Source organism: Sedimenticola selenatireducens, from assembly GCF_963675335.2.
Classification (GTDB): domain Bacteria; phylum Pseudomonadota; class Gammaproteobacteria; order Chromatiales; family Chromatiaceae; genus Sedimenticola; species Sedimenticola selenatireducens.
In genome coordinates, this window is sequence record NZ_CAXXYC010000004.1 from 1518593 (window position 1) to 1543383 (window position 24791).

The 24791-nt window shown below is 60.2% G+C and carries 24 protein-coding genes and 1 pseudogene; 11 read left to right on the forward strand and 14 right to left on the reverse strand.

The window, feature by feature from the left end:
* Nucleotides 1-160: 160 nt before the first annotated feature.
* The 3 genes from ACHZBF_RS18200 (at nucleotide 161) to djlA (ending at nucleotide 4870) form a co-directional block, all read left to right on the forward strand.
* Nucleotides 161-436, forward strand: a complete 276-nt coding sequence (locus ACHZBF_RS18200) for a hypothetical protein (RefSeq protein ID WP_037376145.1) — start codon at nucleotides 161-163, stop codon at nucleotides 434-436.
* Entirely contained in the window at nucleotides 436-3948 is a 3513-nt protein-coding gene (locus ACHZBF_RS18205) for a PAS-domain containing protein (protein ID WP_321529216.1), read from the forward strand. The genes ACHZBF_RS18200 and ACHZBF_RS18205 overlap by 1 nt, the downstream gene beginning before the upstream one ends.
* A 121-nt stretch (nucleotides 3949-4069) precedes the next feature.
* Nucleotides 4070-4870 carry a co-chaperone DjlA gene (gene djlA, locus ACHZBF_RS18210; RefSeq protein WP_273438577.1) on the forward strand — a complete coding sequence of 267 codons (801 nt, stop codon included), beginning with the start codon at nucleotides 4070-4072 and terminating at the stop codon, nucleotides 4868-4870.
* 207 nt (nucleotides 4871-5077) lie between these two features.
* Here djlA and ACHZBF_RS18215 read toward each other — a convergent pair whose 3' ends face one another.
* The 6 genes and pseudogenes from ACHZBF_RS18215 to ACHZBF_RS18240 all read right to left on the reverse strand — a co-directional run bounded on the left by ACHZBF_RS18215 (nucleotide 5078) and on the right by ACHZBF_RS18240 (nucleotide 8611).
* Entirely contained in the window at nucleotides 5078-5239 is a 162-nt protein-coding gene (locus ACHZBF_RS18215; RefSeq protein ID WP_394707586.1) for a DUF411 domain-containing protein, read from the reverse strand.
* 10 nt (nucleotides 5240-5249) lie between these two features.
* Nucleotides 5250-5549, reverse strand: a pseudogene (locus tag ACHZBF_RS18220) (DUF411 domain-containing protein); the annotation flags it as partial.
* The gene (serB, locus tag ACHZBF_RS18225) at nucleotides 5546-6757 is read right to left on the reverse strand and encodes a phosphoserine phosphatase SerB (protein WP_288107184.1); all 1212 of its coding nucleotides are present in this window, start codon (nucleotides 6755-6757) and stop codon (nucleotides 5546-5548) included. The gene serB and the pseudogene ACHZBF_RS18220, both read right to left, overlap by 4 nt.
* A gap of 123 nt (nucleotides 6758-6880) precedes the next feature.
* A complete protein-coding gene (locus tag ACHZBF_RS18230) occupies nucleotides 6881-7171 on the reverse strand; it encodes a YcgL domain-containing protein (RefSeq protein WP_321529218.1) in 291 nt (96 codons plus the stop codon).
* Nucleotides 7172-7202: 31 nt separating this feature from the next.
* Nucleotides 7203-7469, reverse strand: a complete 267-nt coding sequence (locus ACHZBF_RS18235) for a GIY-YIG nuclease family protein (protein WP_029133692.1) — start codon at nucleotides 7467-7469, stop codon at nucleotides 7203-7205.
* Between the two features lie 29 nt (nucleotides 7470-7498).
* Nucleotides 7499-8611 carry a PilT/PilU family type 4a pilus ATPase gene (locus ACHZBF_RS18240; RefSeq protein ID WP_051302244.1) on the reverse strand — a complete coding sequence of 371 codons (1113 nt, stop codon included), beginning with the start codon at nucleotides 8609-8611 and terminating at the stop codon, nucleotides 7499-7501.
* 203 nt (nucleotides 8612-8814) lie between these two features.
* Between ACHZBF_RS18240 and ACHZBF_RS18245 the strand changes: the two genes are divergently transcribed.
* The 4 genes from ACHZBF_RS18245 to ACHZBF_RS18260 all read left to right on the forward strand — a co-directional run bounded on the left by ACHZBF_RS18245 (nucleotide 8815) and on the right by ACHZBF_RS18260 (nucleotide 14726).
* A complete protein-coding gene (locus tag ACHZBF_RS18245) occupies nucleotides 8815-9615 on the forward strand; it encodes an MOSC domain-containing protein (RefSeq protein WP_321529219.1) in 801 nt (266 codons plus the stop codon).
* A gap of 215 nt (nucleotides 9616-9830) precedes the next feature.
* A complete protein-coding gene (locus ACHZBF_RS18250) occupies nucleotides 9831-10556 on the forward strand; it encodes a TetR/AcrR family transcriptional regulator (RefSeq protein ID WP_084610040.1) in 726 nt (241 codons plus the stop codon).
* Nucleotides 10549-11652: an efflux RND transporter periplasmic adaptor subunit gene (locus tag ACHZBF_RS18255; protein WP_029133690.1), complete on the forward strand. Its 1104-nt coding sequence runs from the start codon at nucleotides 10549-10551 to the stop codon at nucleotides 11650-11652. Before ACHZBF_RS18250 ends, ACHZBF_RS18255 begins: the two co-directional genes overlap by 8 nt.
* Nucleotides 11649-14726 (forward strand): efflux RND transporter permease subunit, encoded by a 3078-nt coding sequence (locus tag ACHZBF_RS18260; protein ID WP_029133689.1) that lies wholly within the window; start codon nucleotides 11649-11651, stop codon nucleotides 14724-14726. Before ACHZBF_RS18255 ends, ACHZBF_RS18260 begins: the two co-directional genes overlap by 4 nt.
* Nucleotides 14727-14744: 18 nt before the next feature.
* Here the strand turns inward: ACHZBF_RS18260 and ACHZBF_RS18265 are convergent, their stop codons facing one another.
* From ACHZBF_RS18265 to ubiK, 8 genes are all read right to left on the reverse strand, one after another.
* A complete protein-coding gene (locus ACHZBF_RS18265) occupies nucleotides 14745-15062 on the reverse strand; it encodes a cupin domain-containing protein (RefSeq protein ID WP_051302242.1) in 318 nt (105 codons plus the stop codon).
* 56 nt (nucleotides 15063-15118) lie between these two features.
* The gene (locus tag ACHZBF_RS18270) at nucleotides 15119-15388 is read right to left on the reverse strand and encodes an RNA recognition motif domain-containing protein (RefSeq protein WP_029133688.1); all 270 of its coding nucleotides are present in this window, start codon (nucleotides 15386-15388) and stop codon (nucleotides 15119-15121) included.
* Between the two features lie 111 nt (nucleotides 15389-15499).
* Nucleotides 15500-16327, reverse strand: a complete 828-nt coding sequence (locus ACHZBF_RS18275; RefSeq protein ID WP_029133687.1) for a 23S rRNA (adenine(2030)-N(6))-methyltransferase RlmJ — start codon at nucleotides 16325-16327, stop codon at nucleotides 15500-15502.
* A gap of 159 nt (nucleotides 16328-16486) precedes the next feature.
* Entirely contained in the window at nucleotides 16487-16846 is a 360-nt protein-coding gene (locus ACHZBF_RS18280; RefSeq protein WP_029133686.1) for a hypothetical protein, read from the reverse strand.
* A gap of 173 nt (nucleotides 16847-17019) precedes the next feature.
* A complete protein-coding gene (locus ACHZBF_RS18285) occupies nucleotides 17020-18939 on the reverse strand; it encodes an ATP-binding cassette domain-containing protein (RefSeq protein ID WP_321529220.1) in 1920 nt (639 codons plus the stop codon).
* 114 nt (nucleotides 18940-19053) lie between these two features.
* Nucleotides 19054-19509 (reverse strand): hypothetical protein, encoded by a 456-nt coding sequence (locus ACHZBF_RS18290; RefSeq protein ID WP_321529221.1) that lies wholly within the window; start codon nucleotides 19507-19509, stop codon nucleotides 19054-19056.
* A gap of 116 nt (nucleotides 19510-19625) precedes the next feature.
* Entirely contained in the window at nucleotides 19626-21137 is a 1512-nt protein-coding gene (locus ACHZBF_RS18295; protein ID WP_321529222.1) for a YifB family Mg chelatase-like AAA ATPase, read from the reverse strand.
* Between the two features lie 64 nt (nucleotides 21138-21201).
* Nucleotides 21202-21459, reverse strand: a complete 258-nt coding sequence (gene ubiK, locus ACHZBF_RS18300; protein WP_029133682.1) for a ubiquinone biosynthesis accessory factor UbiK — start codon at nucleotides 21457-21459, stop codon at nucleotides 21202-21204.
* Between the two features lie 288 nt (nucleotides 21460-21747).
* Between ubiK and glnK the strand changes: the two genes are divergently transcribed.
* The 4 genes from glnK to ACHZBF_RS18320 all read left to right on the forward strand — a co-directional run bounded on the left by glnK (nucleotide 21748) and on the right by ACHZBF_RS18320 (nucleotide 24784).
* A complete protein-coding gene (glnK, locus tag ACHZBF_RS18305) occupies nucleotides 21748-22086 on the forward strand; it encodes a P-II family nitrogen regulator (RefSeq protein WP_029133681.1) in 339 nt (112 codons plus the stop codon).
* A gap of 38 nt (nucleotides 22087-22124) precedes the next feature.
* Nucleotides 22125-23402 carry an ammonium transporter gene (locus ACHZBF_RS18310; RefSeq protein ID WP_029133680.1) on the forward strand — a complete coding sequence of 426 codons (1278 nt, stop codon included), beginning with the start codon at nucleotides 22125-22127 and terminating at the stop codon, nucleotides 23400-23402.
* 190 nt (nucleotides 23403-23592) lie between these two features.
* Nucleotides 23593-24264 carry a GGDEF domain-containing protein gene (locus tag ACHZBF_RS18315; RefSeq protein ID WP_157606803.1) on the forward strand — a complete coding sequence of 224 codons (672 nt, stop codon included), beginning with the start codon at nucleotides 23593-23595 and terminating at the stop codon, nucleotides 24262-24264.
* Nucleotides 24251-24784: a DUF4124 domain-containing protein gene (locus ACHZBF_RS18320; RefSeq protein ID WP_321529223.1), complete on the forward strand. Its 534-nt coding sequence runs from the start codon at nucleotides 24251-24253 to the stop codon at nucleotides 24782-24784. The genes ACHZBF_RS18315 and ACHZBF_RS18320 overlap by 14 nt, the downstream gene beginning before the upstream one ends.
* Nucleotides 24785-24791: the final 7 nt, after the last annotated feature.

A 24791-nucleotide genomic window follows, 5' to 3' on the forward strand; every position in this document is an offset into this window, starting at 1 on the left:
TGATCTCACTATATTTAGCGGACCCCGAGAGCAAACCTTTAGGGCTTTATTCATCCCGCGGTGCTGACCCGCCGACCTGTCGCGGGAGCAACGGGTGGCGCCCACGCCACCCTGATCACCTATACTGTGACTGAAGCAGTCTCGCGGGCGCAGAGCGGATATGGCAACAGAGCGAATCAAAGTCACGGCAAAAGGCAGCGGACGGGCGCGTTTGCTGGTGGCCGCCCTGATCGGAGCGCTGATGCTCAATCCGCCTCTTCTGGAGATATTCTCCGGCGTCACGGCTATACGTCCGCTGGGCTGGCCGTTGGTGATTTTCTATATCAATCTGATCTGGCTGTTACTGATTCTCCTGGTGGTCTATCCGAAAGCCTGGCGCTTGCTCAGACATGCCTGGCGATCCAGGTTGCGGGCGTTGCGTAAAGGGCGGGGTTGATGCCATTTGTCTGGCTGGCCTTTTTTACTTCCCTGGCCTACCTGGGGCTGTTGTTTCTAATTGCCCACTATGCCGACAGGCGCGCCAGGCAGGGGCGCAGTATCGGCGCCAATCCCTATGTCTACTCGCTCTCCCTGGCGGTCTACTGCACCTCCTGGACCTTCTACGGCAGTGTCGGCCGGGTAGCGACCGATGGCATCGGTTTCCTGCCCATCTATCTGGGGCCCACCCTGCTGTTTCTGGTGGCGCCGTTTCTGTTGCGGAAGATTCTGAAAATCGCCGAGGCGCAGCACACTACCTCGATTGCCGATTTCATCTCATCCCGCTATGGCAAGAGCCAGCGGCTGGCTGGTCTGGTGACGGTGGTGGCGGTAATCGGCATCATGCCCTACATCGCGTTGCAGCTGAAGGCGATCTCCACCAGCTTCGACATTCTGGGCAGCTATCCGGTCATCAGCACCTATCTTCCCCACACCACCAGTGTGCTCAATGACAAGGCGTTCTATGTCACCATCCTGCTGGCCCTGTTCACCATTCTTTTCGCCACCCGCCGCCTGGACGCCTCGGAGCACCATGAAGGGCTGATGGTGGCGATCGCCTTCGAGTCGCTGGTGAAGCTGTTTGCCTTTATCGCGGTCGGGGTCTTTGTCACCTATTTCATGTTTGACGGCTTCGAGTCGATCTATGACCGGGTGGCGGCGGATGCAGAGCTGGCGTTGCTGATCTCCGGGCAGGCGTTGTTCGATAACGGCAGCTGGACCTTTCTGATGATACTCGCGGCACTGGCGATCTTCTGCCTGCCGCGCCAGTTTCAGGTCACGGTGGTGGAGAACACCGATCGTTCACATCTGGACAAGGCGATGTGGCTGTTTCCGCTCTACCTGCTGGTGATCAATTTCTTTGTATTGCCGATCGCTATTGCCGGTCTGGTCACCTTCCCGCTAGGGGCGGTCAACCCCGACACCTTTGTGCTGGCGCTTCCGATGTCGGCGCAACAGCCGGCCTTGACGCTGCTGGTCTATATCGGCGGTCTTTCGGCTGCCAGTGGCATGGTGATCGTGGCGGCGGTGGCACTGAGTACCATGATCTGTAATGACCTGATTGTGCCGCTGCTGATACGTCTCGGCCTGTTCCATTTTGGCCGTGAGGCATCTGACACGGCGACCGGTATGCTCAAGGCGCTGCGGCGGATCAGCATTTTGGGGGTGCTGTTTCTGGCCTACAGCTATTTCAAGATTATCGGTGACTCCTATGCCCTGGTGACGATCGGACTGGTCTCCTTCGCGGCGGCGGCCCAGTTCGCGCCGCTGATTGTCGGCGGTGTGTTCTGGAAAGGGGCGACCCTGGCCGGCGCGCTGGCCGGTCTGACGAGCGGTTTTCTGGTCTGGGGTTACACCCTGGTCTTGCCATCCTTCGCCCAATCGGGCTGGCTGCCGTTGTCGATTGTCGAGCAGGGACCGTTCGGCTTTACTTTGCTTAAACCTCAGGCGCTGTTCGGGGTGAGCTGGGACAACCCGCTGATACACAGCCTGTTCTGGAGTGCCTTTTTCAATATCGGCTGCTATCTGATGGTGTCGCTGTTTACCCGTCAGAGTCTGATCGAGCGGACCCAGGCGAGAGCGTTTGTGGATGTGTTTTCCGCGAAGAGTGATTATGTGACCCGCCCCTGGGAGGGACAGATCAGCATCGCCGATCTGCAGCGGACGGTGGAACGGTTCGTCGACCGCGATCGGGTGGTGCGACTGTTTGGCCGTTATCGTGATGGCGGCGTTCCGGGTTACTCACCCGGTATGGATGCCCCGGCCGATCTGCTGACCCAGGTGGAGAAGCTGCTGTCCGGGGTGGTGGGTTCGGCCTCCGCCCGGGTGCTGATCAATACCAGTCTGCGCCGCACCAATATCAATCTGGACAGCGTGTTGGATATTATCGATGAGGCCTCCTCGGCCGTGGAGGGAAGCCGCGAGGTGCTGAAGTCGGTGATTGAAAATGTCGATCAGGGCATCTCCATGTTCGACCAGGAGACGAATCTGGTGGCCTGGAACCGGCGTTTTGTGGAGATCTACGGGATTCCGGAGCAGATGTTGCGCAGTGGCGTCACCCTGGGGGATATCTGCGGCTACAACATCGATCAGGGTGAATACGGCATTGTCGAAGACCGCGAGGCCTTCATCCGGCAATACATCAAGGATACTTTCAGGCCGCAGCGCGTGGTGTTTGAAAAGGTACGGCCCAACAAGACCGTACTGGAGCTGTGCCGCATCCCCCTGGCGGCGGGTGGTGTGGTGACCACCTACACCGATATCACCCAGCGCAAACAGGCTGAACTGGAGTTGACCCGGCTGCGCAACCTGCTCGGCAACATCATCGATTCGATGCCGTCGGCACTGATCGGTATCGATGTGGCGGGGTGCATCACCCACTGGAACCGGGAGGCGGAACGGATGAGTGGCATCAAGGCGGCCGCCGCCATAGGCGAGCCGCTGTCCCGGTTGATTCCGCGGTTCCCGGACGTGTTGCAGAAGGTGGAACGGGCCATCGGGGAGTTGTCGCCGACCCAGGAGACCAACCTGCGCTGGGAAGATGCCAAGGGTGAAGTCCACTACATGGATGTCACCATTTATCCCCTGCTGGCCGAGTCCGTGGAGGGGGCGGTGATCCGTCTCGACGACGTGACCGAGACGGTGCGTATGGAAGAGATGATGGTGCAGTCCGAGAAGATGCTCTCGGTGGGCGGGCTGGCGGCCGGTATGGCTCATGAGATCAATAATCCGCTGGCCGGTATCGTACAGAGTGTGCAGGTGATGAACACCCGGCTGGGACCGGACATGGCAAAGAACCGCCAGGTCGCCGAAGCCTGTGGTACGTCCATTGAGGCCATCGATGACTACATGGAACAACGGGGTATATCGCCACTGCTGGAGATGATCTCCGAGTCCGGCAAGCGGGCGGCAAAGATCGTCAGCAGTATGCTCAGCTTCAGCCGCAAGAGTGATCTGAAGTTTGAACTGCGGGATCTGCGTCTACTGCTGGATGAGACGGTGGAGATCGCCTCGAATGATTACAATCTGGACAAGCATTATGATTTCAGGAAAATTGCCATTGTTCGTGAATATGCCGAGGAGCTGCCGGATGCCTGGTGTGAAGGGGGGCAGATCCAACAGGTGCTGCTCAACCTGTTGAAGAATGGCGCCCAGGCAATGTTTGAAGCTGCCTCAAGTGCGGGGCAGACAGGACGTAATGACCGCTTTATTCTGCGCGTCTACCGCGATCGCCAGTGGGTTTGTGTCGAGATCGAGGACAATGGTCCGGGTATGAGTGCCGCCGTGCGGCGGCGTATCTTTGAACCGTTCTTCACCACCAAGGAGGTCGGTTCCGGCACCGGCCTCGGCCTGTCGGTCTCCTACTTCATCATTACCCAGAATCATCGTGGCAGTATCGAAGTGAAACCGGTGAGAGAGGGAGGCAGCTGTTTCGTTATTCACCTGCCGATCGACCCGCCAGAGCGGGTCTGATTCACACCCGATCCGCAGAAAGTGGCTGTGCGGCTGGATCGGCTCCGCCGGCTGTTGTATTGTCGTCGGCGGGATCGCCGGACCGCGTGATCCCGTATCTGCAGAATGACAGGAGGCTCCTTTGAGCTGGTGGGGAAAATTGGCCGGCGGCGCGTTCGGCTTCATGGTGGGCGGGCCGATCGGCGCGCTGCTCGGGGCCGTCTTGGGCCATAATCTGGATAAAGGTCTCAAGGGGCTGGGCGGTGATGAACGACTTCCCCCGGGTGACCAGGAACGGGTTCAGACCGCCTTCTTTACCACCACCTTCTCGGTTATGGGGGCCATTGCCAAGGCGGATGGACGGGTCTCCCCCGATGAGATCGCGCTGGCCAACTCGGTCATGGCCGAGATGGATCTCAGCGAGGAGATGCGTAAGACCGCCATCAATCTGTTCAATCAGGGCAAGGCGGCAGGGTTCCCCCTGGATGAGGTGCTGGAGCAGTTCCGTACCGAGTGTCACGGTCGCAACACCCTGATTCAGATGTTTATCGAGATCCAGCTGCAGGCGGCCTATGCCGACGGCTCGCTGCACAAGGCGGAAGAGCAACTGCTGCTGAATATCTGCAAACGGCTGGGCATCCCCGAGTTTGTCTTCCGGCGTCTGGAGCGGATGATTCGCGCCGAGGGCCATTTCAGTGGCCGACAGCGGGCCGAAGCGAAGCCGGCCGGGCCCTCCCTGCCGGATGCCTACGCCATACTCAATGTCCCGTCCGGAGCGAGCGACGCGGAGGTGAAGAAGGCCTATCGGCGTCTGCTCAGCCAACATCACCCCGATAAGCTGGTTTCCAAGGGCCTGCCGGAAGAGATGATGAAGATGGCAACCCAGAAGACCCACGAGATCCGCCAGGCCTATGAGCGGGTTAAAGAGGCACGCGGTATTTAGGTTTCAATCGAGGCCTTGGCCCGTAGGTCGGATTACGCTGCGCTAATCCGACAAAAAAGCCTACGGCCGCGGAGCGGTTGCATGCCAGATGCCCGGTTCGGAGGTATGGAATCCGGCCCTTCGTTCGGCTCGGTTAATGGCCCTCGGATATGTCGGGTTACGCCTACTACGTCTGCCATCCTTTCGTGACGCTACCTGCGCCAGGCTTCAATAGTCGGCAAAGACCCGGCTGTTGCCCGCGCCATCAAAGGTGAGCACCTGGTAGGGGTCCTTGCGCGCTCCCTCCATGCCGGGCGAACCCATGGGCATGCCGGGCACGGTCAGTCCGGCAACCGCCGGTTTTTTCCTGCAGCAGGCGGCGGATATCATTGGCCGGCACGTGCCCCTCGATCACATAGCCGGAGACCTCGGCGGTATGGCAGGAGGCGTGTTGCGGTCTCACCCCGAGTGACTGCTTGACCTGATCCATGCGGGACGTGTCATGGGCCTGCACCTCGAATCCGTTGGCCTTCAGGTGTTTAATCCAGGCGCTGCAGCAGCCGCAGGTGGGCGATTTGTAGACGGTGATGAGTTCCCCCGCCACGACGTTGGTGGCAGCCAGGCCCAGCAGGGTGGTTGCGATCAGTTTTGCTATCGGTTTCATCGGTTTTTTCCAGGTTGTGCTGAAAGAATAGCTCATTTGACCTCGCGGTCACGTACACCGAGCAGATAGAGAATGCCATCGAGTCCCAGGGTGGAGATGGCGTGGCGGGCGTTTTCCCGCACCACCGGCTTGGCGTGGAAAGCGACGCCGAGGCCGGCCAGGCTCAACATCGGCAGGTCATTGGCGCCGTCGCCCACGGCGATCACCTGTTCCAGGCTGATGCCGAGGTCGCGTGCCATCTGCTGCATCAGTTCGGCCTTGCGGGCGCCATTGACGATTTCGCCTTTTACCTCGCCGGTAAGCCTGCCGTTGCGGATATCCAGCTCGTTGGCGGAGAAGAAGTCAACGCCCAGTTTTTCCTGCAGGTGGCGTGCAAAATAGCTGAAACCGCCGGACAGGATGCCAACCTGATAACCCAGCCGCTTCAGGTTGGAGATCAGGCGCTCGGCGCCCTCGGTGATCGGCAGCCGCTCCGCAATCCCCGCCAGGACCGACTCGTCCAGCCCCTTGAGCAGGGCCATGCGGCGGCGAAAACTCTCGTTGAAATCGATCTCTCCCTGCATCGCCGACTCGGTGATGGCGGCCACCGCGTCGCCCACCCCGGCGGCCTTGGCCAGCTCATCGATCACCTCCACCTGGATCAGCGTGGAGTCCATGTCGAATACGATCAGGCGGCGGTTGCGGCGGTACAGGTCGTCCGCCTGGAACGCCACATCCACTGCATCCCGGCTACTGATCTCCAACAGGTCCTGGCGTAACGCACCCAGGTCGGCGGGTTCGCCGCGCACCGTGAATTCAACGCAGGCGCGGCGGTGCGGGTTGGCGCTACGCAGAGAGAAGCGTCCCGACAGCCGGGTGATGCCGTCAATGTTCATGCCGTGACCGGAGACCACCTGGGCCACGTGGGCGATAGTGCTGGCACTCAGTTTGCGGCCCAGCAGGGTGACGATATAGCGCAGCTTGCCCTGGTGGCTGACCCAGGTCTCGTACGCCTCCTCGTCGATCGGGGTAAAGTTGATCTGCAGGCCCAGCTGGTGGGCCTGAAACAGCAAATCCTTGATCACCGGGCCGGACTGGGCCTCGGGCGGGATCTCCAGCAGCATGCCCAGCGACAGGTGATCGTGGATCACCGCCTGCCCCAGATCGAGGATATTGATCCGGTGATCAGCCAGTACCCCGGTGAGGGAGGCGGTCAGGCCTGGGTGATCCTTGCCGGTGACGTTGAGCAGGATGATTTCACGCATGGGTTAAACCTGGAGTTGCTATTGCCTGGGTGCAAAGATTATGAAACAGAAAAACCGGCACTGTATTGGGAAGAGCTTGGCCTGTAGTCGTCGTTGTGAAAGATCTACAACGCCCGGGTCGGGTTAGATAGTCTCGCCGTCGTACAGATCGGGCATCAGGTTGGGCGGCATCTGCAGATGGTAGCCGATGTTGCGCAGGTTGCCGATTACCTTGTTCACATCTTCGCGTGCCAGATGGCGGTCGGGATGCAGCTCCAGCTCCATTACCGGCAGCGGGGTGCCGAAGCGTTTCAGCAGCGCCTCTGGAATGTCCTCAAAGGCGTCCTGGCGGGCGAGATAGAGATACATCTCGTCTTTTTTACTGCTGCGGTAGATCCAGCAGGGTGTTGTGGCATCGTTGGCGGTTTCAGTCATGGCTTAGAGAGCGGGAGGAAAAAACACTATTCTAGCGCGAATTGTCCGGCCGCGCAGAGATCAGCCGGCGCTTCTGGGTCGCGCTCAGCTGTTTAATCTCCCATTCCCGTCGACAGGCGGCCGCGCGGGAGTCTGCGGACTCCTGGTAGGCGAGGGTCAGGGGGCGCCGCACCCGGGTGTATTTGGCGCCTTTCGAGCCGTGATTGTGCTCGTGCAGGCGCCGCTCGAGATCGGTGGTGATGCCGGTGTAGAGGCTGCCGTCTCCGCAGTGGAGGATATAGACCGTCCAGTTTTGCATGCTTGGGCGCCGATCCGTGGCCGCCGGGATCAGAAGAACTCCTCATCAGAGATGGCCATGGCGCCGCCACCCTCCACACTGCCGCTCTCCGAGAGCCGGATCTTGAGTGACAGATTGTTGCGTGAGTCGGCATTGGCCAGGGCCTCTTCCAGGGTCACCTTGCCGTCCTTGTAGAGTTTGTAGAGTGCCTGGTCGAAGGTCTGCATGCCGCGCTCGTTGCCCTGCTCCATGGCCTCCTTGACGGCGTGAATGTCGCCCTTCTGGATCAGCTCGGCCACGAAGGTGGTGAGCAGCATGATCTCCACCGCCGGTACCCGTTTGCCGTCCTTGCTCTTGATCAGGCGCTGCGAGATGACCGCCTTCAAATTCAGCGACAGATCCATGAACAGCTGATGGTGGGCCGAGTCCGGGAAGAAGTTGACAATGCGGTCCAGCGCCTGGTTGGCGTTATTGGCATGCAGGGTGGACAGGCAGAGATGACCGGTCTCGGCGTAGGCAATGGCGTGCTGCATGGTCTGGCGGTCGCGGATCTCGCCGATCAGGATCACATCCGGTGCCTCGCGCATGGCGTTTTTCAACGCTACCTCGTAGGAGAGTGTATCCAGTCCCACCTCGCGCTGGTCCACTACCGACTTTTTGTGTGTATGCAGGAACTCCACCGGGTCTTCAATCGTGAGGATGTGGCCGGTGGCGCTGGCGTTGCGGTGGTCGATCATGGAGGCCAGCGAGGTGGATTTGCCCGAGCCGGTGGAGCCCACCACCAGGATCAGACCACGCGGCATCATGATCAGCTCTTTCAGTGACTGCGGCAGATTCAGCTCCTCGATGGTCGGGATATCGCCCTTGATATAGCGAATCACCATCGACACATCACCGCGCTGGCGGAACACGTTGACACGAAAGCGTCCCAGCCCCTTCATGGAGACGGCCAGGTTGCACTCCATGGTGCCCTCAAATTCGGAGATCTGGTCATCACTCATGATCGAATAGGCGAGCTTGCGTACCGCGCCGTGCGCCATCGGGGTGTCACCGATCGGCATGGTGCGTCCCTCCGCCTTCAAATTGGGTGGTGCGCCTGTGCTGAAAAACAGGTCAGAACCGTTTTTCTGAACCATCAGCTTCAGGTAGGGGATGATCTCCATAATTATTTTTCTCCGGCGGGCTGGTTCACAATCAATTCTTGTCCCATTATAGGCGGCAGGTTTGCATGAGAATGAAGGGCGGGTTTCAAGGATATTTGTGAAGCTGATCACGTCAGCCCCTGTGGACAAATTATACCGGTCCGGATAATACGACTATTCCACGCCAATCCGTGCCGATTGCCCGTCAGCCCAAAGGAGAATTCATGAGCCAACTGACCCTCAGCGGACTCTTTTTTTACCCGGTAAAATCCCTGCGGGGTATCTCTTTGGAGCGGGCACCGGTGGATAGCCGGGGCATTCACTATGACCGACACTGGATGGTGGTGGATGGGGCCGGAAAGTTTCTCACCCAGCGCCAGCACCCCCGCATGGCACTGGTCCGCACGGCCCTCACGCCGGGTGGACTGCGTCTGTCGGCGCCCGGTATGCCAGACCTGGATGTGGCTTTCGAGCCGGAAGGGGTGTCTGAAGCGGCAGTCCAGGTGTGGGGGGACCAGTGTCTGGCACGCAGTGCCGGTGAGGCGCCGGCTAGCTGGCTGAGCCACTATCTCGGCATGGATTGCCGGCTGTTCTTTATGCCGGAACAGACCGAGCGACCGGTAGATCCCACCTATGCCGCTCCAGAGGATCGGGTCGGTTTTGCCGATGGCTTCCCGTTTCTGCTTATCTCCCAGGCCTCGCTGGATGATCTCAACCGCCGCCTGGATGAAGCGCTGCCGATGATCCGTTTCCGCCCCAACCTGGTGGTGTCCGGCTGCGAACCCTACGCCGAGGATGGCTGGCGGCGTATCCGCATTGGCAAGGTCATCTTTCGGGTCGCCAAACCCTGTTCCCGCTGTGTTATTCCCACCATCAATCCGGAAACGGGAGAGAAGGGGGTGGAGCCGTTGCGTACCCTCAACCGTTATCGGCGTGAGGGTAACAAGGTCTACTTTGGCCAGAATCTATTGCATGACGGGGCCGGCGAATTGAAGCTCGGCTCGGTGGTGGAAGTGCTGGAGTAGCAGCGCCATCCCGCTGCTGTAGATCATCCTCAAAGGGCTGTGATAGCACCACCCAGACCTCCGCCGCCAACTGTGCCACCCTGGGCAACCGTCATGTCCCTATCCCGCGTGGTTACGGATCCTGTCTTTCGCCGGGCGCAAGCGCGGGGCTTGTAGCGGCCTGAGAAGCGGTCTAGAATACGCCTGACCGACCGGTCAGTTCTTTAGGGATTCCGATGCCACATATTCAATCCAGGCCTGTCCATGCGTGTTCACAGGATGAGGGGCAACTCTCTCCCGGAGGACAGGCGATTCTCGATGTTGCCGCCGGCCTGTTTTCCGAAAAAGGTTATGACGCCACCTCCATGAGTGCGGTGGCGCGCAGTGCCGGAGTGAGCAAGGCTAACGTGTTCCACCATTTTCGCAGCAAGCGTGAACTCTATCTGGAAGTGATTCGTGAAGCCTGCCGTGACAGCAGCGCGGCGTTGCGGCAGGGACGGGTGCAGGGGGGCACGGTAGCCGAGCAACTCTCCTCCTTCTTGTCTCATCATCTGGAAACCCTGCTGCGCCGTGAACAGGTCTCCCGCCTGGTGGTCCGGGAAGTGATGGAGTCCAGCCCCGAGGGCGGCAAGGAGCTGGCCGAACAGGTGTTTTTCGAAGGCTTTACCGAGTTGGTGGAGATCGTGCGTGAAGGTCAGGCGAGCGGGGAGTTTCGCCGTGACCTGGATCCGGCCCTGCTGGCGCACCTGATCATCAGTACCAACGTGTTTTTCTTCCAGAGCCGCAACGTGCTGCGCCATTTTCCGTTTGTTGATTTTGCCGACGATCCGCAGCGTTTCGTGCGTATGGCAGCCGACCTGCTGTTCCATGGTTGCCTGCGAAATCCGCCAGACGAAATGCCCGGCGACGCTACCGGCAACCCGGCCTTACCCGTAATTTCTCAGGAAAAAGTTCATGATTAAACGGCTGATACTTGTTCTTCTATTGTTTGGCGGCGCCGCTGCCGGTGTCGGTTACTGGAAATACCAGAAGTTCCAGCAGATGAATGCGCAACTGACTGCACCGCGCCCTCCGGCCGTCATCGCCTCGGCCCTCGTGCAACAGGAAAACTGGCAGCCGATGCTGCGCGCGGTGGGCAGCCTGCGTGCACAGAGTGGCATCCAGGTGACCAACGAGGTGCCGGGAATTGTCAGTCTGATCGGGTTTGAGTCCGGCCAGGCGGTGGCGGCCGGAGCCGTTCTGCTGCGCCTGGAGGATTCGGTGGAACTGGCCACCCTGGAATCGCTCAAGGCCGACCAGCGCCTGGCCGAGGTGCAGTACCGGCGCACCGCCGAACTGATGCCCAAGCAGGCGGTTTCCAAATCGGAATTCGATATTGCCAAGGCGACGTTTGAGAGTGCCCAGGCCAAGGTGGCGCAACAGCAGGCGACGGTGCAGAAGAAGGTGATCCGATCGCCGTTCGGCGGCATCCTTGGTATCCGCCAGGTCGACCAGGGACAGTTTCTGCCTGCCGGCACGTCGATCGTCAGCCTGCAGGCTCTGGACCCGCTCTACGTGGACTATGCGTTGCCGGAGCGTGAATTCAGCAAAGTCGCCCCGGGCCAGACGGTGCAGCTGAGGGTCGGTGCCTATCCGGACGCCCAGTTCATCGGTAGCGTCAGCGCCATTGATGCCGGTGTCGACGAGGGTAGCCGCTCGATCCGGGTCCGGGCCACGGTACCCAACCGGGACAATCTTCTGCGTCCCGGCATGTTCGCCGAGGTCGAGACCTTGATGCAGCAGGAAAGTGCCGTGCTGACGGTGCCGCGTACCGCCATCAGCTACAACACGTATGGCAATTTTGCCTATGTTATCGATAAAACCGAGAGCGGAGGATTGCGGGTGAAGCGACGCCAGGTCGAGACCGGGGCGGTTCGCGAGGGGCGGGTGGCGGTCACCCGGGGGCTGGAGGCCGGTGAGCAGGTTGTTCGTGCCGGACTGGTCAAGCTGCGTGACGGGCAGTCGGTTACCATTGATGACTCCGTGCAGCTGGACAACGGTAAGGTTGCCGAACAATGAAATTTACCGACATCTTTATCAAGCGCCCGGTCCTGGCGTCCGTGGTCAGTCTGCTGATCCTGATAGTCGGCGTGCGTTCCCTCGGTCTGCTGGAGGTGCGGCAGTATCCGGTCATCGACAGTACCGTAGTCAAGGTGACCACCAACTATCCGGGGGCCAGTTCCGATCTGGTGAAGGGGTTTGTCACGACCCCGCTGCAGCAGGCAATTGCCGAAGCCAATGGTATCGACTATGTGTTTTCCACCAGCAGCCAGGGCAGCTCTGCCATTGAAGTGCATATGGAGCTCAACTACGACGCCAATGCGGCTGTCGCCGAGATCCAGGCCAAAGTGGCCAGTAAACGCAATGTATTGCCGGCGGACGCCCAGGACCCGGTAATCGAGTCCAGTACCGGTGACTCCACTGCCCTGATGTATGTGGCTTTTTACAGCCAGGAGATCTCCCGGGTACAGCTTGCCGACTATGTAGTCCGGGTAGTGCAGCCACAGTTGCAGGCGTTGCCCGGTGTAGCCAAAGCGCGCATGTTTGGTCAGCAGTTTGCGATGCGCATCTGGCTTGATCCGCGGCGCATGGCGGCACTGGGTGTGACTGCCGATGATGTGGCCAACGTGCTGCGGGCCAACAACTACCTGGCCGGCGTGGGATCAACCAAGGGCAAGTACGTGGCGGTGGACCTGACCGCCAGTACCGATATCAACCAGGCGGAGGATTTTGAGCGACTGGTAGTGCGTAGCGGCAACGGTACCCTGGTGCGGCTGGGCGACATTGCACGCACCGAGCTGGGCGCTGAGAACTACGACTCGACCGCCTGGTATAGCGGTATCCCGGCGGTATTCATTGCGGTGGAGCAGGCGCCGGGATCCAACCCGCTGACCGTGGCTGGACTGGTGAATGATGAGGTGCCGAAGATCCGCTCCCAGTTGCCGGAAGGGATGCAGGTAATGATCCCCTATGACGCCAGTACCTTTATCCAGGACTCTATTGATGAGGTCTACGGCACCATTATCGAGGCAGTGGTGATTGTGCTGTTCGTAGTCTACCTGACCCTCGGTTCGTTTCGCGCGGCCGCGGTGCCGGCAGTGGCGGTGCCGCTCTCGCTCATCGGCGGTGCCTTTATTATGCTGCTGCTGGGCTACTCGCTGAACCTGCTGACCCTGCTCTCCATGGTGCTGGCGATCGGCCTGGTGGTGGATGATGCGATTATCGTGGTGGAGAATGTGCACCGCCATATCGAGCGGGGCGAGACGAAATTCCATGCCGCCATTTATGGCGCGCGAGAGATGGCGGTGCCGATTATCGCCATGACCACCACCCTGCTGGCGGTATACGCGCCAATCGGCTTTATGGGTGGATTGGTGGGTACGCTGTTTACCGAGTTTGCCTTCACCCTGACCGGTGCGGTCATTATCTCCGGCATCGTGGCGCTCACCCTCTCTCCGGTGATCTCCGCCCATGTGCTGAAGCCTCACGGCACCCAGGGACGCTTTGAGCAGCGGGTTGAAAAGTTCTTCAACTGGCTCTCCGACGTCTATCGGCGACTGTTACATGGCTCGCTCTCCACCGTGTCGGTGAGCGTTATACTTGCCCTGCTTACCCTGCCGGCCATCTACCTGATGTTCATCACCAGCCAGAATGAGCTGGCACCGACGGAGGATCAGGGCATTCTGTTTTTCCAGGCCAGCGGACCACGCACCGCGACCCTCGATTATCACCGCGCCTATGCGCGGCAGATTCAGGAGGGTTTTACCAAGATTCCCGAATTCAACGATGGCTTCTATATCCTCGGCCGTACCCAGGATACGGTGTTCGGTGGCTTCAAGATGACCTCCATCAGTCAGCGTGAGCGCACCCAGATGGAGGTCCAGCCGGAGGTGCAGGCCACCCTGGACAAGGTGGCGGGTTTCCAGACCGTGGCCTTTCCAAGGCCCAGCCTGCCCGGTTCGTCCGGCGGACTACCGGTGCAGTTTGTTCTTACCAGCGACCGCACTTATGAAGAGATCGCTGCACTGGCAGACCAGATTATCGGTCGCGGGATGGCCAGTGGCAGTTTTATGTTTCTGAAGAAGTCGGTCGATATAGATCGCCCCGTTACCCGCTTGCTGGTCGACCGGGATCGGGCGGGCGACCTGGGTATCAGCATGTCGGAAATCGGCCGCAATCTGGGCACCATGCTGGGCGGTGGTTATGTCAACTGGTTCAATCTCGATGGCCGCAGCTACAAGGTGATTCCACAGGTCGAGCAGGCCTACCGTCTCAACGAGGCGATGCTGGACGATTACTATATCCGTGCCGACGGCGGGGATCTGGTGCCACTCTCCAGTGTGGTCAGTATGGAGAGCAGTGTCGAGCCCTCAAAACGGACCCAGTTCCAGCAGCTCAACTCAGTGGCGGTGGAAGGGGTGATGTTCCCCGGGGTCAAGCTGGGGGATGCGCTGGCGTTCCTTGAAGCCCAGGCGCAGGAGTTGCTGCCGAAAGGCTACAGTTATGACTATGCCGGCGACTCACGGCAGTTTGCCCAACAGGGCAGTGGCCTGGTGGTCACCTTTTTCCTGTCACTGCTGGTGATCTACCTGGTGCTGGCTGCCCAGTTCGAGAGTTGGCGCGATCCGCTAATCATCCTGATCTCGGTGCCCCTGTCAATTGCCGGTGCGATGCTTTTCATTACCCTGGGCATGGCCTCGGTCAACATTTATACCCAGGTCGGCCTGATTACCCTGATTGGCGTGGTGGCCAAGAACGGCATCCTGATCGTGGAGTTTGCCAATCAATTACAGATCAACGAGGGGCTGTCGAAACGCGAGGCGGTGGAGAAGGCGGCTGCCATCCGTCTGCGGCCGATTCTGATGACTGCCGTTGCCTTGATCGTGGCCATGTTCCCACTGCTGACCGCGAGTGGTCCGGGTGCGGTCAGCCGGTTTGATATCGGCCTGACCATCACTACCGGCCTGGGTATCGGTACCCTCTTTACCCTGTTTGTGTTGCCGGCGTTCTATCTGTTGCTGGCACGGGACCATGCCAAGGCCCAACAGGCGTTGGAGCAGGAGGAGCAGGAGGCGGATGAGCTGGCCGGGTGAACCGTAGCGACTAACCGGTCACGCGCCTGGCTGTCTGGATGATATATCCAGCAGGGTGGCCGGTTCATCGAAGGTTTTCCAGCCGTGCGGTTCGCCCGCGGGTATGAAATAGGTTTGGCTGGGGCTGAGCAGTTTCCGTTCACTGCCGATGAACATCTCGATGCGACCGGCCATGACCACGCCACACTGATCGTATGGATGCAGGTGGCCGCTGTCTTCTTCACCCGCCGCGATCTCCATATAGGCCATAATCAGCTGTTCACCCAGTTCTGCCCGGCTGTTGATGCCGGGGCGAAATGCTTCCAGCTCCAGGGAGTTCAGGTTCCAAAATGCCATCGTTTGCTCCTGGTTATCGAGTTGCTTGATGTCCTGGTCCGCGGCCCGGGGGTTGGCTATGCGTCCGTACGTCCCGGCTTCGCTGGTGGTGTCTCGGCTTTTTTTACCCGCATCCGGTTGCCAGCCACCTCTTGCCCATTCAGGCTCTTCATCGCCGCCTTGGCCTCCCCCGGCTTGGGCATATTAACGAAACCAAAACCCTTTGACTGACCACTCTCCTTATCCAGCACCAGGGTGCAGGACTGTACCTGGCCGTAGGCTTCGAACAGAGCACGGAGCTCAGCCTCGGTGGTGCTGCGGGCGAGGTTGCGTATCAGAAGTTTCATGGGGTCACCGTATAGTCAGAAAGTCGGCTGATTATACCTCCTGTCGTGTCAGGGGAGGTTTTTTTGTATGGGCAAGCTGAAACTGTTCGCTCTAAACATCGCCCTGGCGCATCAGCCGGCCCCGATCTGCTCGATGCGATAAAATCCCCGGTCGGAGGCCAGTTGCCGTTGCAGCGCCGGCAACAGGTCAGCCATCTGCCGGGGCAAGACCCAGGGCGGGTTGATGGCGATCATGCCGCTGGCGGTCATGCCGTGCTCACGGTTGTCTGCTTCCAAGCCCAGCTCAAACTGCCAGATATCCTTCATGTTGCTGGTGCGTAATTGCCTGACCAAGCGGTCGATCCAGTCACGTTGTACCACGGGATACCAGAGTAGGTAGGTGGCATTGGCCATACGCTTGTATCCAGCCAGCAGCGAGTCCACCACGGTTTGGTACTCACGCTTTACCTCATAGGCCGGGTCCATCAGCACCAGGGCCCGCTTTTGTGCGGCCGGTAACTGGGACTTCAGGGCGTGATGTCCATCACTCTGTTCAGCGCGCACACGCCGGTCTTTGGCAAACAACCGGGCGAGTTTGGGGTAATCGGTGGGGTGCAGCTCAAATAGCCGCAACTTGTCCTGGTCGCGCAATAAATCGGCAGCAATCAGTGGAGATCCGGGGTAGATGCCCTGTTTGCCGTAGCGTTCTACCAGTCTGCCATAGGGGGCAAAATCCGCCGGCAGTTGCTGTAACTGCAAGGCCCCCGCACCCTGTGCATACTCATTGGTCTTGCGGCTCATGGCGTTGTTGAGCGGATAGCTGCCCGCGCCGGCGTGGGTGTCGATATAGAGCAGTGGCCCCGGTTTCTGCAGCAGATACTCCAGGCTCTTGACCAGCACCAGATGTTTAAAGACATCGGCAAAATTGCCGGCGTGGAAGGCGTGGCGATAACTGAGCATGAAGTTGAACCGGGTGCCGATGAGAGTGGGTCAATGTGCACTGAAAGGGCATTTTGCGCAAGCGAGTCGCGAGCGGGAAAGTCCGCGATGTGAATGGCGCTGTCGTCAATCCAGGTTGCGCCGCGAGCCGGTTATTGCCTCCAGTCAGATTGATCCGGTTCAGAACTGCTCGTTTCGCACCAGCCAATTTCGACTCGGTGTGTGGCCGGCTCCGAGAGCAGCTTTAATAACACTGGTGGTGGCGGCAATCGCCTGCTGGATCGCTTCGCGCTCGGACCCATAGGATGTCCGGGCGGGAGACAAGGGAGCAGTCTGCATAGGTGTGAAGACATGATGGCTCAGTTCAAAATGGAACGGTGTATCCGGAATGGCGGTGCTTTTGTAAATTTTTATCTTCAGCTCTGGATGAAACAGGGCGTGCCCCAGATTCAGCAATAACTTTACTTCGCGAATTAAAACAGCGGATTCCATCACCTCGCTGTTTTCTTTCAGAACCCAGACTACGTCATCAACGGACATCTTTACTCTCCTGATCGGATGCGCCCTGTCACCAGGCTGACCGGTGGCTTTGTGAAGCGCCTTTCCAGCGCGCCCGTTGCTTCATCGTATGCGATCCTGTCGCTGGTGGCCAACAGCAGACATGGAGTGAGCCCCTTTGTCTTGTCTGTTCGGATCTTCCGCCTTGGTCGTGATCAAGCTTGTTCGCTGTTCAATGCTTCCTCGGCCGACTCCAGTGCTTCACACGCCTCCAGCCACGCCTCTTCGACCTGGTTCAGCTGCTGGGTGAGCTGGCTCTTGTCCGCCAGGAGCTGTTTCAGCTGTTCCTTCCGGCTGGCCTCGTAGAGGGTGGGATCGGCCAGGGCGGTTTCCAGGATATGCTGCTTGCCGGTCAGTTGCTCCAGCAGCTTTTCCTGTTTCTCCACTGCCTTGCGCAGGGGTTGCAGCTGTTTCCGGCGCTCCGCCTCAGTCCGTTTTCGCTCCTTGCGGGCGCTGGCGCTGTGCTCGATTTCTGCACCGCTTTTCTCCTGCCGCTGGTCGGCGCCGCGGTTGTCGGCCAGCCAGCGGGGGTATTCATCCAGATCGCCCTTGAACTCGTCCACATTGCCGCCGTGGACCAGCAGCAGCTGATCGGTAGTGGTGCGCAGCAGGTGCCGGTCATGGGAGACCACTACCATGGCCCCTTCAAAATCCTGCAGCGCCTGCCCCAGGGCGTGGCGCATCTCCAGGTCCAGGTGATTGGTCGGCTCGTCCAGCAGCAGCAGGTTGGGGCGTTGGTAGACCAGCAGGGCCAGCACCAACCGCGCCTTCTCGCCGCCGGAGAAGGGGGCAACCGGGCTTTCTGCGCGCTCCCCGGCAAAGCCGAAGCCACCGATGAAATCGCGCATCGCCTGTTCAGTTGCCTTGGGATCGAGCCGCAGCAGATGGGCCAGAGCGCTGTCGTCCGGGTTGAGCTGATCCAGTTGATGCTGGGCGAAGTAACCGATCTTCAGATCCTGCGCCGTCTCCCGTTTGCCGCCGTTCGGCTGGAGTTCGCCGGCCAGCAGTTTGATCAGGGTCGACTTGCCGGCGCCGTTGGGCCCGAGCAGGCCGATGCGATCGCCCGGCGAAAGGTTGAGGGTGACCCGGTTGAGGATCTGCCGGTCGCCATAACCGGCGCAGGACTCCAGCAGTTTCAGCAGCGGATTGGGGGTCTTTTCCGGTTTTTTGAAGCTGAAGTGGAAGGGTGAGTCCACATGGGCCGGGGCGATCAGCTCCATCCGCTCCAGCGCCTTGAGTCGGCTCTGGGCCTGGCGCGCCTTGGTCGCCTTGGCGCGGAAGCGTTCCACGTAGCTGCGGATGTGGGCCACTTCCCGCTGCTGCTTTTCAAAGGCCGACTGCTGGTTGGCGAGGCGTTCCGCCCGTATCCGCTCGAAGGCCGAGTAGTTGCCGGTATAAAGGGTGATACGCCCCTGCTCGATATGGGCAATGTGGCTGGTGACGGCATCGAGAAAATCCCGGTCATGGGAGATCAGCAGCAGGGTGCCGGGGTAGGCCTTGAGCCACTCCTCCAGCCAGATGACCGCGTCCAGATCCAGGTGATTGGTGGGCTCATCCAGCAGCAGCAGGTCGGAGCGGCACATCAGGGCGCGGGCCAGATTGAGGCGCATGCGCCAGCCGCCGGAGAAGCTGTTGACCGGATGGTGCTCTTCACCCGGTCGGAACCCGAGTCCGTGAATCAGCCGGGCGGCACGGGAGCGGGCGGTATAGCCGCCGATGGTATCGAGCCGGGCATGCAGGTTCGCCACCTGCTCGCCCTGGTGGGCTTGCTCGGCCTGGGCCAGTTGCTGTTCGACCTGGCGCAGCTCTTCGTCGCCATCCAGCACATAGTCGATCGCCAGACGCGGATCGGCCGGTGTCTCCTGGGCGACATGGGCGATCACCCAGTCCCGGGGGCGGTAGAAGTCGCCCCCATCGGCATGTAACTGGTCGCGGATCATGGCGAACAGGCTTGATTTGCCGGTACCGTTGGCGCCGGTGATACCGACCCGCTGGCCGGGATGGATGATGAAGCTGGCGTCGGCGAAGAGCGGTTTCACCCCGCGCCGCAGGCTAAGTTTATCGAATCTGAGCATGGCGGCGGATTCTACCGCTTTCTGCGCCGGAGCGGGAGCGCCGTGGTTGAAAGATCGGTCGCGATTACCGCATATGGGTAAATTTGACGGTCTTCCTGGATGTGCTCGCCGGGTTCAAGGGGTGGCGGGTGCCTGTCGGGTTTGGGCCGCCAGCACGTCATAACCCTTCAGCTGGTATTCGGCAATCTCAATCGAACGGTCGTATTGCCGGTTGAGTTGGCCGATGGCCTGCGTCTCTCCCCTCTCCCAGGCACGTTTGGCAAACGCCTCGGACAGGGCGATGAAGATGCGCTGGGTGTGGTAGTGGGTCAGGTCGTGGTTCGGTTTGTGGGACTGCAGGCGGTTCAGTACCTGAAACTTCTGCAGTAGCTCGGTGTGGTAGGCGCGGTTATAGAACAGGTCGGCGATCTCGGTCTGATCGCATTTTTTTGCCACTTGCCGTAGCTGTTGCGGGTTGTATTCACTGCCGTGGGTGAAGGGGTGGTCGCAGTCGTCGGGGTTGGCGGCTGATTCGCTCAGGCTGAACAGGCTGCCGGCCAGTCCCAGGATAAGCAAGCTGCGATATTTCATGCGACACCTCCCGCCAGACATCGATACATTTTCCGGTCTTTAAAGTATCAGTGTAGTCAGAATCCTGTGTTTGTGTTCGGCAGGGTTATTACTGCTTGACGGTGTAGCTGCTGCATTCAGTTTCTTTGATCCAGGCGCCGGTAGCCGATGGCTTCGCTGAGGTGAGACGGTTCGATGGCGTCGGCTTGTGCGAGGTCGGCAATGGTGCGGGCCAGTCGCAGGATACGGTGATAGGCGCGGGCGGAGAGGCCCAGCTGATCCATGGCGCGGATGATCAGATTACGTGATTCATCGGTGAGCTGGCAGGTCTCATCCAATCGGCGCCCAGCCAGCTGGCTGTTGGGGCAACCGTTGCGTGCCATCTGCCGCTGGCGGGCCTGCTCCACCCGTGCACGTACCGTTTGGCTCTGCTCGGTGGGTGACGGACCGCCGTGACCCAGGGCGTGGGCTGGCAGACGGGGGACTTCAATGGTCATGTCGATGCGGTCCAGCAGCGGCCCGGAGATGCGGCTCCGATAGCGCGCCACCTGGTCACTGCTGCAGCGACAGGGCTGGCCGCTATTGTCCCCCAGATAACCGCAGGGGCAGGGATTCATCGCGGCGATCAGCTGAAAACGGGCCGGAAACTGCTCCTGGCGGGCGGCCCGGGAGATGGTCACCTGGCCGGTCTCCAGCGGTTCTCGCAGTACCTCCAGCACGCGGCGGTCGAACTCCGGCAACTCATCCAGAAACATCACCCCGTTGTGTGCCAGCGAGATCTCGCCGGGTCTGGGATTACTGCCACCGCCCACCAGGGCGACGCCGGAGGCGGTGTGATGGGGTGTGCGAAACGGGCGCTGTCGCCAGTCGCTGGCGGAAAAGCCCTGGCTGCTGATGGAGCGGATGGCGGCCGTCTCCAGCGACTCTTGTTCACTCATGCCGGGCAGGATACCGGGCAGGCGCGAGGCGAGCATCGACTTGCCGGTACCGGGCGGACCTATCATCAGCAGGCTGTGACCGCCGGCGGCGGCGATCTCCAGTGCCCGCTTGGCGTGCTGTTGTCCTCTGACCTCGGCCAGGTCAGGGTGGTGGGTTGTTTCGGCGGGGACGCAAGGCGCTTCAAGCGGCTCAACGGCGTCACCCTTGATCAGGTGGTCGCAGACGCTCAGCAGATGGTTGGCCGGGAACAGCGGGATTCTGCTGACCAGGGCGGCTTCGGCGGTGCACTCCTGCGGCAGGATCAGGCCGCGTCCGGCATCCCTGGCCGCCAGGGCCACCGGCAGGACACCCTTGACCGGGCGGAGGGTGCCGGAGAGGGCCAGTTCGCCAATGAACTCATACCGGTCGAGGGTCTGGGACGGGATTTGTCCCGAGGCGGCCAGGATGCCGAGGGCGATGGCCAGGTCAAACCGTCCCCCCTCTTTCGGCAGGTCGGCGGGGGCAAGGTTGATGGTGATGCGGCGCGGTGGAAATTCGAAACCGGAGTTGATCAGGGCGCCGCGTACCCGATCCTTGCTCTCTTTAACCGCCATTTCCGGCAGGCCGACAATGGAGAGGGCGGGCAGGCCGTTGGCCAGGTGAACCTCGATGGTTACCAGAGGTGCGTTAATGCCGCTGCGGGCGCGGCTGTGCAGGGTAGCGAGGGACATGTTCACCTTCCATGGTGCGTGTCGGGCCGCTCGTCACTGAACGGCGATGGTTGTTATTGGGCGTTCAATCAGCAGATGGCCTGGTATCTGCTTCCAGTTCGGCGATGCGACGTTCCAATCCTTCCAGCTTCTCCCGGGTCCGCAACAGCACGGCGCGCTGGATCTCGAACTCTTCCCGGGTGACCAGTTCCAGGTGGCTGAGCCCCGCCTCCAGCGCTGACCGCAGGTTTTTCTGCAGATCTTCCTGCAGCAGTTGCAGACCGACCGGGACGCTGCCGGCCACCCGTTTGGCGAGATCGTCTAAAAGCTTGGAATCAATCATGGGCGCAAGATAACGGGGGTGGGCGCGGTTGTCCAGTCCCGCGGACTGCGAAGCGGGCGCGTGCCGGCAGTTTTTGTCTGCACCATATTGGTGCGTATATCTGATGCAGCATCCTGTTGGTGCACAGGTTTTTATGTCCCTGTCCCTGTGTGTTGGTTAATTAATTGATTATAAATGAAAAACTTCTGTTGGCACGGGAGCTGCAAATAAGAGGGCAAGCCGGACTGGAGCTTCCGGTCCATTCACCAGAATGGCTAACCATCTTAATTAGCAGCAGGAGAACATGTAATGAAACTGGTTTCTGCAATCATCAAGCCCTTCAAGCTGGATGACGTACGCGAAGCGCTTTCCGAAATCGGCGTGTCCGGTATCACCGTCGTTGAAGTGAAGGGATTCGGTCGTCAGAAAGGTCACACAGAACTCTATCGCGGCGCCGAGTATGTGGTCGATTTTCTGCCCAAGATTCGGGTGGATGTGGCAATCGCCGCAGACAAGCTGGATCAGGTGATCGAGGCGATCAGCGAGGCGGCCAAAACCGGCAAGATCGGTGACGGCAAGATTTTCGTCTCGAGCCTGGAGCAGGTGGTGCGTATTCGCACCGGTGAAACCGGTCCGGATGCACTCTGAAGCCAATCGATCCGTTTAATAACTTAGAGGTTAATGTTATGGAAGAGATACTCAATCTTCGCTACGCCCTCGATACCTTCTACTTTCTGGTATCCGGTGCGTTGGTGATGTGGATGGCGGCAGGGTTCGCCATGCTGGAGGCGGGTTTGGTGCGGGCCAAGAACACCGCCGAAATCCTGACCAAAAACGTCGCGCTGTTTGCCATCGCCTCCATCATGTACATGCTGATGGGCTACGGCATCATGTACCCGGAAGGGGGTAACGGGGTGATTCCCGCCTTTGACCTGTCGTTTATGTTTGGTGGTGATAACGATGCCGGCGCGGTCCTGAAGCAGGGTGCGGATGGCTGGTATGACGGGGATTACTACTCCGGCATGTCCGATTTCTTTTTCCAGGTGGTGTTTGTGGCGACCGCCATGTCCATCGTCTCCGGTGCCGTGGCCGAGCGTATGAAGCTCTGGAGCTTCCTGCTGTTTGCCGTGGTGATGACCGGCTTTATCTACCCGATGCAGGGCTACTGGAAGTGGGGCGGTGGTTTCCTCGACGCACTCGGCTTCCAGGATTTCGCCGGTTCGGGCGTGGTTCACCTGGCGGGTGCCTCCGCCGCGCTGGCGGGTGTGCTTCTGCTCGGTGCGCGCAAGGGCAAGTACGGACCCGACGGGCAGATCCGGGCGATCCCCGGTGCCAATATGCCGATGGCGACCCTGGGCACCTTTATCCTCTGGATGGGCTGGTTCGGTTTCAACGGCGGCTCGGAGCTGGTGCTCTCCAACGTGGGTGAGGCAAATGCGGTGGCGGCGGTGTTCGTGAATACCAATGCCGCGGCGGCCGGTGGTGTGGTGGCGGCCCTGCTGACGGCGCGCGCCATCTTCGGCAAGGCCGATCTGACCATGACCCTGAACGGCGCGCTGGCTGGTCTGGTGGCGATTACCGCCGAGCCGTTGGCTCCCAGTCCTGTCTGGGCCACGGCGGTGGGTATGGTTGGCGGCGTGCTGGTCGTGTTTGCCATCCTGTCGCTGGACAAGCTGAAGATCGATGATCCGGTCGGTGCCATCTCGGTCCACGGGGTGGTGGGCATGTGGGGTCTGCTGGCTGTTCCTTTCTCCAATAGCGACGCCTCTTTTGGCGCCCAGATTACCGGTCTGCTGGTGATCTTCGGCTGGACCTTTGTGGCCAGCTTCCTGGTCTGGCTGGTTCTTAAAATGACTGTCGGTATTCGGGTCTCTGAGGAGGAGGAGTACAACGGTGTGGATCTCAGCGAGTGTGGGCTTGAAGCCTACCCCGAGTTTGTCGGGTCACGCGGCTCCGGTATCTGAGTCACGAGCTCAATGCGATGTTTGGGGCGCCCATGTGGCGCCCCTTTTTTGTGATTGGGGGAGGTTCGCGGACAACCGCATGGTCGTGGGAAGTAAGGGGCATATTCTGACGGACCTGTGGTTAAATGCTGCAACTTGGCCGCCTAATCCGTAGAATCAGTGTTTCCACGGATCCACTGTTATGATTTGCATGCGCGATAAAGACCATAAAAAACCGCAATGTCCCGTTGGCGAGCCCCGCTGTGAGCATATTGATTCCCTGATGGCGCTGCGTGAAGAAGTGGAGACGCTTGCGGATCTGGTGCTGACCGATCCAATGACGCGGTTGTTCAATTATCGCCATTTTTCCCAGGCGCTGGAGCAGGAACTGGAGCGAACACACCGCACCGGTCAGCCGACGGCCTTGATCATGCTCGATCTCGATCACTTCAAGCGGGTCAATGACACCTGGGGCCACGAGGCGGGGAATCGGGTCCTGCGCCATGTGGGGGAACTGATGGTTACCCTGTTGCGCAAGATTGATATTCCGTGTCGCTATGGTGGTGAGGAGTTTGCCCTGATCCTGCCGGGTACGCCACTGCCCCGGGCGGTCAATGCGGCCGAGCGGCTGCGGACGGCTATTGAGGAGACTCCGGTGATGCTGGAAGAGAAGCCCCTGCTGGTAACTGCCAGCATGGGCGTGAGCGTCTACCAGCGCAGCAGCAATTTGTCTGCGGACTCTTTTGTGAAGCAAGTGGACGCCCTGCTCTATGTGGCCAAGACCCAGGGGCGTAACCGGGTGGCCCATCCTGACCTGGAGAGCATGAAGCCCAAGGGGCAGGTGGGTGCCGATGAGAAGGCCGCGCTCTATGGGCCCGATTAAGCGGCAGGCTGAAAATGGATCGCACGATGAGGCGCTGTCAGGGATGAACCGGCGAGCTATCTTTCTGCTGTTACTGCTGATGAGCGTCGTGTGGCTGGATTCAGCCCATGCGGCGGTGTATCGCTGGGTCGATGCGGATGGCCGTACCCAGTTCGGCGACCGGCCCCCGCCAGACCGGTCTGCCGAGCAGGTGCAGATCAGGCAGCAACCGGTGCCGGATGAGGCCGGTGCGCCGATGAGTGACCAGCAGCGGCGGGAGTTGCGACAGAAGATACTGGACGCCTACCGGGAAGAGCGCGAGGAGAAACGGCAGGCGCGGGCGCAACGGGTTGCGGAAGAGGCCAGGCGCAAGATGGCCTGTGCCAGGGCGAAAGACCGCGTGCGGGAATACGAGGCCGCGGCCGGACTGTATGAGTTGCAGCCGGACGGGTCGCGCCGTTATCTTTCGGACGAGGAGTTTCGCGCCTCCCTGCGGAGGGCGCGGGACGAGGTAAAAAGGAACTGTCGCCAAGGTGACTGATTCCGCC

Coding starts and splice junctions, on each gene's coding strand:
- ACHZBF_RS18200 (WP_037376145.1), top strand. CDS start 161: ATGGCAACAGAGCGAATCAAAGTCACGGCAAAAGGCAGCGGACGGGCG.
- ACHZBF_RS18205 (WP_321529216.1), top strand. CDS start 436: ATGCCATTTGTCTGGCTGGCCTTTTTTACTTCCCTGGCCTACCTGGGG.
- ACHZBF_RS18215 (WP_394707586.1), bottom strand. CDS start 5,239: ATGATATCCGCCGCCTGCTGCAGGAAAAAACCGGCGGTTGCCGGACTG.
- serB (WP_288107184.1), bottom strand. CDS start 6,757: ATGCGTGAAATCATCCTGCTCAACGTCACCGGCAAGGATCACCCAGGC.
- ACHZBF_RS18230 (WP_321529218.1), bottom strand. CDS start 7,171: ATGACTGAAACCGCCAACGATGCCACAACACCCTGCTGGATCTACCGC.
- ACHZBF_RS18235 (WP_029133692.1), bottom strand. CDS start 7,469: ATGCAAAACTGGACGGTCTATATCCTCCACTGCGGAGACGGCAGCCTC.
- ACHZBF_RS18240 (WP_051302244.1), bottom strand. CDS start 8,611: ATGGAGATCATCCCCTACCTGAAGCTGATGGTTCAGAAAAACGGTTCT.
- ACHZBF_RS18245 (WP_321529219.1), top strand. CDS start 8,815: ATGAGCCAACTGACCCTCAGCGGACTCTTTTTTTACCCGGTAAAATCC.
- ACHZBF_RS18250 (WP_084610040.1), top strand. CDS start 9,831: ATGCCACATATTCAATCCAGGCCTGTCCATGCGTGTTCACAGGATGAG.
- ACHZBF_RS18255 (WP_029133690.1), top strand. CDS start 10,549: ATGATTAAACGGCTGATACTTGTTCTTCTATTGTTTGGCGGCGCCGCT.
- ACHZBF_RS18260 (WP_029133689.1), top strand. CDS start 11,649: ATGAAATTTACCGACATCTTTATCAAGCGCCCGGTCCTGGCGTCCGTG.
- ACHZBF_RS18265 (WP_051302242.1), bottom strand. CDS start 15,062: ATGGCATTTTGGAACCTGAACTCCCTGGAGCTGGAAGCATTTCGCCCC.
- ACHZBF_RS18270 (WP_029133688.1), bottom strand. CDS start 15,388: ATGAAACTTCTGATACGCAACCTCGCCCGCAGCACCACCGAGGCTGAG.
- ACHZBF_RS18275 (WP_029133687.1), bottom strand. CDS start 16,327: ATGCTCAGTTATCGCCACGCCTTCCACGCCGGCAATTTTGCCGATGTC.
- ACHZBF_RS18280 (WP_029133686.1), bottom strand. CDS start 16,846: ATGTCCGTTGATGACGTAGTCTGGGTTCTGAAAGAAAACAGCGAGGTG.
- ACHZBF_RS18285 (WP_321529220.1), bottom strand. CDS start 18,939: ATGCTCAGATTCGATAAACTTAGCCTGCGGCGCGGGGTGAAACCGCTC.
- ACHZBF_RS18290 (WP_321529221.1), bottom strand. CDS start 19,509: ATGAAATATCGCAGCTTGCTTATCCTGGGACTGGCCGGCAGCCTGTTC.
- ACHZBF_RS18295 (WP_321529222.1), bottom strand. CDS start 21,137: ATGTCCCTCGCTACCCTGCACAGCCGCGCCCGCAGCGGCATTAACGCA.
- ubiK (WP_029133682.1), bottom strand. CDS start 21,459: ATGATTGATTCCAAGCTTTTAGACGATCTCGCCAAACGGGTGGCCGGC.
- glnK (WP_029133681.1), top strand. CDS start 21,748: ATGAAACTGGTTTCTGCAATCATCAAGCCCTTCAAGCTGGATGACGTA.
- ACHZBF_RS18310 (WP_029133680.1), top strand. CDS start 22,125: ATGGAAGAGATACTCAATCTTCGCTACGCCCTCGATACCTTCTACTTT.
- ACHZBF_RS18315 (WP_157606803.1), top strand. CDS start 23,593: ATGCGCGATAAAGACCATAAAAAACCGCAATGTCCCGTTGGCGAGCCC.
- ACHZBF_RS18320 (WP_321529223.1), top strand. CDS start 24,251: ATGGGCCCGATTAAGCGGCAGGCTGAAAATGGATCGCACGATGAGGCG.